This is a genomic window from Shigella sp. FC1661, assembly GCF_001712525.1.
In the GTDB taxonomy this organism is placed as follows: Bacteria; Pseudomonadota; Gammaproteobacteria; order Enterobacterales; family Enterobacteriaceae; genus Escherichia; species Escherichia coli.
This window is the reverse complement of sequence record NZ_MDGW01000091.1, coordinates 1-8177: the sequence shown is the minus strand read 5'-3', so window position 1 is coordinate 8177 and position 8177 is coordinate 1. Positions and strand designations below refer to the sequence as shown.

At 49.3% G+C, this 8177-nt stretch carries 9 protein-coding genes and 3 pseudogenes; 4 read left to right on the top strand and 8 right to left on the bottom strand.

What is annotated here, in order from left to right:
- Positions 1–350 (top strand): annotated as a pseudogene (locus BFF42_RS06745) (IS1-like element IS1X2 family transposase); the annotation flags it as partial.
- Position 351: 1 nt separating this feature from the next.
- A pseudogene (locus BFF42_RS27565) lies at positions 352–477 on the top strand (protein YdjO); the annotation flags it as partial.
- 3 nt (positions 478–480) lie between these two features.
- Here BFF42_RS27565 and tcyP read toward each other — a convergent pair.
- The 3 genes from tcyP to hxpB all read right to left on the bottom strand — a co-directional run bounded on the left by tcyP (position 481) and on the right by hxpB (position 3426).
- Complete coding sequence (gene tcyP / locus BFF42_RS06740; RefSeq protein WP_001010690.1) at positions 481–1872, bottom strand: cystine/sulfocysteine:cation symporter; 1392 nt, start codon at positions 1870–1872, stop codon at positions 481–483.
- A 132-nt stretch (positions 1873–2004) separates the two neighbouring features.
- Positions 2005–2595, bottom strand: a complete 591-nt coding sequence (locus BFF42_RS06735; protein WP_004983374.1) for a metal-dependent hydrolase — start codon at positions 2593–2595, stop codon at positions 2005–2007.
- A 162-nt stretch (positions 2596–2757) separates the two neighbouring features.
- Positions 2758–3426, bottom strand: a complete 669-nt coding sequence (hxpB, locus tag BFF42_RS06730; protein WP_000106834.1) for a hexitol phosphatase HxpB — start codon at positions 3424–3426, stop codon at positions 2758–2760.
- 146 nt (positions 3427–3572) lie between these two features.
- Here hxpB and BFF42_RS06725 point away from each other — a divergent pair, with 146 nt between their 5' ends.
- The gene (locus tag BFF42_RS06725; RefSeq protein WP_000222172.1) at positions 3573–4109 is read left to right on the top strand and encodes a YniB family protein; all 537 of its coding nucleotides are present in this window, start codon (positions 3573–3575) and stop codon (positions 4107–4109) included.
- Positions 4110–4149: 40 nt separating this feature from the next.
- On the opposite strand, the gene BFF42_RS06720 is transcribed toward BFF42_RS06725, so the two are convergent.
- The 3 genes from BFF42_RS06720 to pfkB all read right to left on the bottom strand — a co-directional run bounded on the left by BFF42_RS06720 (position 4150) and on the right by pfkB (position 6436).
- A complete protein-coding gene (locus BFF42_RS06720) occupies positions 4150–5010 on the bottom strand; it encodes a fructosamine kinase family protein (protein ID WP_000267654.1) in 861 nt (286 codons plus the stop codon).
- 105 nt (positions 5011–5115) lie between these two features.
- A complete protein-coding gene (gene ghoS, locus BFF42_RS06715; RefSeq protein WP_000146159.1) occupies positions 5116–5406 on the bottom strand; it encodes a type V toxin-antitoxin system endoribonuclease antitoxin GhoS in 291 nt (96 codons plus the stop codon).
- Positions 5407–5506: 100 nt separating this feature from the next.
- Complete coding sequence (gene pfkB / locus BFF42_RS06710) at positions 5507–6436, bottom strand: 6-phosphofructokinase II (RefSeq protein ID WP_000251738.1); 930 nt, start codon at positions 6434–6436, stop codon at positions 5507–5509.
- A gap of 286 nt (positions 6437–6722) precedes the next feature.
- On the opposite strand from pfkB, the gene BFF42_RS06705 reads away from it, so the two are divergent.
- Complete coding sequence (locus BFF42_RS06705) at positions 6723–7481, top strand: DUF481 domain-containing protein (RefSeq protein WP_000771396.1); 759 nt, start codon at positions 6723–6725, stop codon at positions 7479–7481.
- Between the two features lie 52 nt (positions 7482–7533).
- On the opposite strand, the gene yniD is transcribed toward BFF42_RS06705, so the two are convergent.
- Complete coding sequence (yniD, locus tag BFF42_RS06700) at positions 7534–7641, bottom strand: small membrane protein YniD (RefSeq protein ID WP_001142445.1); 108 nt, start codon at positions 7639–7641, stop codon at positions 7534–7536.
- A 186-nt stretch (positions 7642–7827) separates the two neighbouring features.
- Positions 7828–8177 (bottom strand): annotated as a pseudogene (locus BFF42_RS06695) (IS1-like element IS1X2 family transposase); the annotation flags it as partial.

Genomic DNA, 8177 nt, shown 5'->3' with positions numbered 1-8177 from the left:
CTAAATCACGTCAGCGCTGGCTGTTTTACGCGTATGACAGGATACGGAGGACGGTTGTGGCGCACGTCTTCGGTGAACGCACTCTGGCCACACTGGAGCGTCTTCTGAGCCTGCTGTCGGCCTTTGAGGTCGTGGTATGGATGACGGATGGCTGGCCGCTGTATGAATCACGCCTGAAGGGAAAGCTGCACGTTATCAGCAAGCGTTACACTCAGCGCATTGAGCGACATAATCTGAATCTGAGACAACATCTGGCAAGGCTGGGACGGAAGTCACTGTCGTTCTCAAAATCGGTGGAGCTGCATGACAAGGTCATCGGGCATTATCTGAACATAAAACACTATCAGTAAGTTGGAGTCATTACCCATTTTTTTCGCTGACGATCTGTTTAAATATGAGTCAGTATGCATCGCCGCGATGGAACATTTAAAAAGTAAAGCAACGGCCCCTATACAAAACGGACCGTTGCCAGCATAAGAATTAACGGTGTGCCAGTTCGGCGTCGTCTTCGCTATCCAGAATGGCTTTATCGGTTTGCTTCAGCCACTGGCTGGTCAGCGTGCCAGCTGTCATCGAGCCACTAACGTTTAGCGCCGTACGGCCCATGTCGATAAGCGGTTCAACGGAGATTAACAGCGCCACCAGGGTTACTGGCAGGCCCATCGCAGGCAGCACAATCAGTGCAGCGAAAGTTGCACCACCACCGACACCGGCAACGCCTGCGGAACTAACGGTAACAATACCGACCAGCGTCGCAATCCACATCGGGTCCAGCGGGTTAATGCCAACCGTAGGCGCAACCATCACCGCCAGCATTGCCGGATACAAACCGGCGCAGCCGTTCTGACCAATGGTTGCACCGAAAGAGGCGGCGAAACTGGCGATTGATTCAGGAACGCCCAGACGACGCGTTTGTGCTTCCACATTCAGTGGGATAGACGCAGCACTGGAACGGCTGGTAAAGGCAAACGTCAGCACAGGCCATACCTTACGGAAGTACTTCAGCGGACTCACGCCATTAATGCCCAGCAGAATGCCATGCACTGCAAACATAATCAGCAGACCGAGGTAGGACGCGACAACGAAACTTCCCAGTTTGATGATGTCTTGCAAGTTAGAACCTGCAACCACTTTGGTCATTAGAGCCAGAACGCCGTAAGGGGTCAACTGCATGACAAGGCGAACCAGTTTCATCACCCAGCTTTGTAGGGTATCGATAGCGGCTAAGACGCGTTCACCTTTCGGCGCATCATCCTTCAGCAGTTTCAATGCAGCTACGCCGAGGAATGCGGCAAAAATTACCACGCTGATAATTGACGTCGGATTGGCTCCGGTAAGATCGGCAAACGGGTTTTTCGGGATAAAGGACAAGACCAGCTGCGGAACGCTCAGATCAAAGACTTTACCAACATAGTTACTTTCAATGGCGTTCAGACGTGCAGTTTCTGCACCACCCTGAACCAGACCTTCAGCCGTCAAACCAAACAGGTTGGTGACCAGCACACCGACCAGCGCCGCAATCAGCGTGGTAAACAAAAGCGTACCGATGGTCAGAAAACTGATTTTGCCTAACTGAGATGCGTTATGCAGACGGGCAACCGCGCTCAGAATAGAGGCGAAGACTAACGGCATAACGATCATTTGCAGCAGTTGAACATAGCCGTTACCAACGATGTTAAACCACTGTACAGAATCTTTAAGTACCTGGCTGTCAGAACCATAAATGGTATGCAGGGCAAGGCCAAAAACCACACCCATCACCAGACCCACCAGCACTTTTTTCGCCAGACTCCACTGTTTATGGCGGGTCTGAGCCAGCGCAAACAGCAGTACAACGAACACCACGATGTTCGCAATTAATGGAAAGTTCATCCCCGTTCTCCTGATCTTATTATTTCTATCACTGCGTAGCAGTCATAGTGTTGGCGCAAGATTAACAGAACTGTGAGCTGGCTCTTATATTCAAATGAAATTGCTTATTCCAGAAAGGTGATTTTTGTCTTTTTAGTATTCAACCTGATGCTTAATAAGCCGATGAAACTGGATCTGCAAGGTATTGATTATTTGCGATGACCAACGAACAGCGCTGTTCTCGGGTAATGAATGGGGCATCCATACCGACCAGACAAATAATGCCATGCAGATAAAACGTTCCAGTTGGTTGCCCTTTTGGGGAACTAGGATCGGCAAGCGGAAACGCCAGCGGCATGGCCAGAGCAGGGGAACACCGGCGGGTGTCAGCATATCGGCAAGTATGTGGCTCAAATAACCCAGCACCATTCCTTGTAGCGCATCAGCCGGAATGAACCAGCCTTCCGGAACCTTAAGGTAAAAGGTTGCCAGCAGCGCAAATACCGCCAGCAGACTGTGGGTAAAACCACGATGCCCAAAAGCGCGGGCGATCGGTTTTGATATCCATTTTAATCGCTGCCCAAGAAACGACTTTGGGTGATCGATGTCCGGTAACAAACACGTCAGGATTGCGGAAGGGACAATATGCCACCAGTCACCCTGTGCCAGCACGGGCGTCAGCTCGGCATTTTTGGCAAATACCGCACAAGCAATAGAAAAGAGAAGGTGACCTTCCGCCGTCATGATAAAACTCACTAAACTGTCGATACGTCCAGTATAGGATTTTTATACAGTGCACGGAAGTGGTTACGGTGTAACTCTTTCTCTTAAATTGACGATTAATCCGTCAGTTGAATGCAAATTCAGATAAAGAACCAGGGGCAGCGTGATCACTGCCCCTGGTCATTAACCGAGAAGGTCTTTTGCGGTGAGTTCTGTCAGCGATGAGAGTTTGACGTTTGCTAATACAAAACGTGGATCATTTTGCGCTTCTGGCGCAGGAACGACGATGGAACGCATGCGGGCTGCTTTAGAAGCGATCATGCCATTTACCGAGTCTTCCAGCGCCACGCAGGTCAGTGGGTCAACGCCCAGTTTTGCTGCGCAGTCGAGATATACTTGCGGATGCGGCTTGCTGTAAGGCAGTTTTTCAGCCGAGGCGAGGGCATCGAAACTGTCGCGTAAGTCAAACATGGTCAACACTTTTTCCAGCATATGTAGTGGTGACGCGGAGGCCAGTCCCACCAATAAACCTTGTTCTTTGCATAACGCAACAGCTTCGCGCACGCCTGGTAATAATGGACGTGTCTCTTCAACCAGTGAAATGGCACGGGCAATAACCCGTTCTACTACTTCCTGACGGCTTGGCCCATTCCACGGTTGCCGGGCGTACCAAAGATCGACCACCATATCGATGCGTAAACCTAAGGTGTCCGGCAGCTCGTTACGACGGGAGATATCCACCCCCAGGCTTGCCATCACATCCAGTTCGGCTCGATCCCATAAAGGTTCTGAGTCGATAAGTAATCCATCCATATCAAAAATTGCAGCAAGAATCTGACGCGGGGTTGACATTACAACCTCTCCTTTAGAGCATTATGTGTAAGGTATTAAGCCGTGCTTATGATTAAGCGCCTATCATATCGCCTTTAAAGAATGGGCGAAAACAGATATCTACAAGTAAACTAAGTGAAACGACGCGTCTTAATCAAGGAGAACTCATGACGTATCAACAAGCTGGACGCATTGCTGTTTTGAAAAGGATTTTGGGTTGGGTGATTTTTATACCTGCATTGATCTCTACATTGATTTCTTTGCTGAAATTTATGAATACCCGGCAGGAAAACCAGGAAGGCATTAATGCGGTCATGCTCGACTTTACTCATGTCATGATCGATATGATGCAGGCGAATACGCCTTTTTTGAATCTGTTCTGGTATAACTCCCCGACGCCCAATTTTAATGGTGGCGTGAACGTTATGTTCTGGGTGATTTTCATCCTGATTTTTGTCGGACTGGCGTTGCAGGATTCCGGTGCCCGAATGAGTCGCCAGGCGCGCTTCTTGCGGGAAGGTGTTGAAGATCAACTCATTCTGGAAAAAGCCAAAGGGGAAGAGGGGCTAACGCGTGAACAAATTGAGTCCCGTATTGTTGTTCCGCACCATACTATTTTCCTGCAGTTTTTCTCACTGTATATCCTGCCGGTTATTTGTATTGCTGCAGGTTATGTGTTCTTTTCTCTGCTTGGGTTTATTTAATCAAAAGGCCGCACAGAGCGGCCATTATCTTCAACCCATATCATGCTGCTAATAATCTATCCAGTGACTGCTGAGCAATAACCAAATGCTGACCGCCAAATAACCTTGCACGATTTAACAGCGTGTAGAGTTGGTAAACCGGTTGACGTTCAAGGAAATCGGCAGGTAGCGGGGATACTGACTGATAGCCGTCATAGATTTGTGGCGGCTGTTCAGTATGCAGCGGTAACATCGCCAGGTCGCACTCTCGGTCACCCCAGTAGCAGGCAGGGTCGAAAATGTACGGGCCATCCGGACCCAGCGCACAGTTGCCGGACCATAAATCGCCGTGCAACAGAGAAGGCTGCGGTTGATGCGAGGCCAGACGCTGCTGAATATGCTCGACGATGGCGTCGATATTGCCGAAAGCGATCCCTTTCTCTGCTGCCAGTTCCAACTGCCAGCCAATCCGTTGTTCAGCAAAAAACGTTGACCAGCGACGTTGCCAGGTGTTGGGCTGTGGAGTTGTGGAGAGCGAGTTATCAAAATCGAGGCCAAATTGTGGTTGGTCACTCCATTGATGTAAACGCGCAATTTGCTGACCAAGAATAAATGCGCTATGCGCATCCAGCGGACGAGGTGGGAGATAATCCATCACCAGAAAACTGTAGTCACGGTCAGCGCCTACTGCCCAAACCTTAGGCACGGTGACGGTTTTACTACGCGACAGTAACTCCAGTTGGTCGGCTTCGGCGGTAAAACCGGGAAGCAGTTCCCTTTCATCACATTTGACGAAAAAGTCATGTCCTGCATAGCGCAAATGCCATGCGGCATGGACTTCTCCGCCAGGCAGTTCATTACGCAGTTCGATTTCGCCTTCACCTAACTGCTCGCTCAAAAGACGACTGATTGCCTGCCACATGATGTCTCTCCCATGTTGTCTGCCAGATCATAAGGTTAGCGCAAGAATGCGGTGTAAAAACACGAGCTAACGCACACCACAGACTGATTATTGCCCAAAAACCATTTATTTTCTGTTGCTATTCCATTCCTCCCAGGTCGTGATGGTGATTTCAGGATCTTTGCCGGTTGCACTTTGGGTAAGCCCCGAAACCAGTTCTCTAATTTCTTCTTCACTTTGGGTACTGATAAGTCCAAAAGTGTTAGTCCCCAGCTCATGGATATTTCCCTCATCATCCGTCATGGTGAGCAAAAAACCGTCGCGAGTCAGGTAATTATTCAACTCGTTAATTTCAGTCAATGTATCCTCATGCAACATGACGGTTATGACATAACGGACAAGATCGCCACTGGCCATAGTTCACCCCTTTGTTATCACATGACTTTTGAGCATAGTCGGAGAAACGCGTTGCCGACAGGTTGGTGGTGATTCCCCCAATGCTGGGGGAATGTTTTTGTTAGCGGGAAAGGTAAGCGTAAATTTTTTGCGTATCGTCATGGGAGCACAGACGTGTTCCCTGATTGAGTGTGGCTGCACTCCCCGCAGCTACGCCAAAACGGACCATCTCTTCAAGAGAGGCATTTTCTGCCAGTTTCAGTGTCATCGCGCCGACCATGCTGTCACCAGCGCCAACGGTACTCTGGCTTTTCACCGGTGGTGGCACCACCTGAATGCAGTTTTCACTATCAACACCCAGCGCTCCTTGTGGACCAAGGGAAACGACAACCCGTTTGGCCTTGCCGCTATTAACGATTTCCTGCGCGGCTTTGCGGACATCGTCCGGCTGGGTGAGTTCGCGATTCACCAGCGCACTGAGTTCTTTTTGGTTAGGCTTAACCAACTCGATGTTACCAATTGCCAGTGCTGCACTTAACGCTTCGCCAGAACTGTCGACGATGCAGCGGATCCCTTGTTTTTGCGAAGCGGAAATCAGTTGGGTTAATTTTTCCAGCTTCACACCTGGCGGCAGGCTTCCGCTTATGACTAGGATGGCCCCGGATTCAATTTCCAGAACTTGCTCTTCAAGCTGGCGAAACTCATCTTCATTTAATGCCGCGCCTGGCATAACAAAACGATACTGCTCACCGCTTGCTTCCACATGTACATGTAAATTCTGCCGGGTCCAGTCTTTGGCTTCTACAGTAGCGACGGGGACATTTTCATCCGCCAACAGTGAAACCAGGTGTTCGCCGGTCGCGCCACCCGCCGGGAAGATCGCTGTGGCACTGCCTCCAAGATGGGCAATGGCGCGGGCGACGTTGATGCCGCCGCCCCCGGGTTCGAACACCGGTGCGGTACAGCGCAGTTTTCCTTCGGGATAAATTTGCGGGGTAATTGTTGCGCTATCGAGAGAGGGCGCAAGTGTCAACGTATAGATACGTACCATCATTTCCTCCTATAGGCTGATTTCAGTCTGGCACCGAATCAGCGGAAAGTGAAGAAATTAACAATATGATTTATTGGAGCTTTATTTAAAATTTTGCAGATAAATATATATAAATAAAAATCTGTTTTCGCCACATGCTTATTCAAAAAATGAAATAAGAATACATTGCTAAGTTATTCGCGCCTTTTTATAATTCGTTACCTTTCCAGGGACGCTAATCTTTGATCCTTAAGAAAGTTTCCGGGACCGCGATGGTCTCTTTTTTTGTTGTACGGACTCTTGATAAATGAAGCTTTTGAAGACAGTTCCTGCCATCGTTATGTTGGCGGGGGGCATGTTTGCGTCACTGAATGCAGCTGCCGATGATTCCGTTTTTACTGTCATGGACGATCCTGCCAGCGCTAAAAAACCTTTCGAAGGTAATCTGAACGCAGGATATCTTGCACAATCAGGCAATACGAAAAGCTCCTCACTTACGGCTGACACCACCATGACCTGGTATGGACAAACCACTGCCTGGTCGCTGTGGGGGAACGCCAGTAATACTTCTTCTAATGATGAGCGTTCTTCAGAAAAATATGCGGCGGGCGGGCGTAGCCGCTTTAATTTAACTGATTATGACTATTTATTTGGTCAGGCAAGCTGGCTGACAGACCGTTATAACGGCTATCGAGAGCGCGATGTGTTGACCGCGGGTTATGGTCGTCAGTTTTTGAATGGCCCGGTACACAGTTTCCGCTTTGAATTCGGTCCAGGTGTGCGTTACGACAAATATACCGACAATGCCAGTGAAACTCAGCCGCTGGGCTATGCCTCCGGGGCTTATGCATGGCAGTTGACTGACAACGCTAAATTTACGCAGGGTGTTTCGGTCTTTGGCGCGGAAGACACAACGCTGAACTCCGAAAGCGCATTAAATGTTGCTATTAATGAACATTTTGGACTGAAGGTGGCTTACAACGTTACATGGAACTCTGAACCTCCAGAGTCTGCACCGGAACATACCGACCGTCGGACAACCTTATCGCTGGGCTACAGCATGTAAAATTATCTGCCGGACCGTGTTATGCGGTCTGGCTGTCTTCGTTTGTCACTGCTCAGCCCCAAATCATTGCTGCCCAACGTAGCAACAACATAGCGCCACAGATTGCCAGTAGCACCACCACCATCTTCCAGTGTTTTTTATCAAAGCGTTTAGTCGGCATACCAGTGTCCTGCATATCTCTTGTGCGTGATAACGGAGTGTAACAAAAGGGACGGGCATCAAGGGATTTTTTGTTATTACAGCCGTTGGGTGGCGTTGTACACCTGGTCACTGTTTCTGCGTTTTATGAAAAAATAATATTATGCATCAACATATATATCGAAAATAGTTGGGTAATGACTCCAACTTACTGATAGTGTTTTATGTTCAGATAATGCCCGATGACCTTGTCATGCAGCTCCACCGATTTTGAGAACGACAGTGACTTCCGTCCCAGCCTTGCCAGATGTTGTCTCAGATTCAGATTATGTCGCTCAATGCGCTGAGTGTAACGCTTGCTGATAACGTGCAGCTTTCCCTTCAGGCGTGATTCATACAGCGGCCAGCCATCCGTCATCCATACCACGACCTCAAAGGCCGACAGCAGGCTCAGAAGACGCTCCAGTGTGGCCAGAGTGCGTTCACCGAAGACGTGCGCCACAACCGTCCTCCGTATCCTGTCATACGCGTAAAACAGCCAGCGCTGACGTGATTTAG

Bases quoted from the DNA above. Each gene is read 5' to 3' on its own strand.
- hxpB (WP_000106834.1), bottom strand. From the start codon at position 3,426: ATGTCAACCCCGCGTCAGATTCTTGCTGCAATTTTTGATATGGATGGA.
- pfkB (WP_000251738.1), bottom strand. From the start codon at position 6,436: ATGGTACGTATCTATACGTTGACACTTGCGCCCTCTCTCGATAGCGCA.
- BFF42_RS06720 (WP_000267654.1), bottom strand. From the start codon at position 5,010: ATGTGGCAGGCAATCAGTCGTCTTTTGAGCGAGCAGTTAGGTGAAGGC.
- BFF42_RS06735 (WP_004983374.1), bottom strand. From the start codon at position 2,595: ATGACGGCGGAAGGTCACCTTCTCTTTTCTATTGCTTGTGCGGTATTT.
- yniD (WP_001142445.1), bottom strand. From the start codon at position 7,641: ATGCCGACTAAACGCTTTGATAAAAAACACTGGAAGATGGTGGTGGTG.
- BFF42_RS06725 (WP_000222172.1), top strand. From the start codon at position 3,573: ATGACGTATCAACAAGCTGGACGCATTGCTGTTTTGAAAAGGATTTTG.
- tcyP (WP_001010690.1), bottom strand. From the start codon at position 1,872: ATGAACTTTCCATTAATTGCGAACATCGTGGTGTTCGTTGTACTGCTG.
- BFF42_RS06705 (WP_000771396.1), top strand. From the start codon at position 6,723: ATGAAGCTTTTGAAGACAGTTCCTGCCATCGTTATGTTGGCGGGGGGC.
- ghoS (WP_000146159.1), bottom strand. From the start codon at position 5,406: ATGGCCAGTGGCGATCTTGTCCGTTATGTCATAACCGTCATGTTGCAT.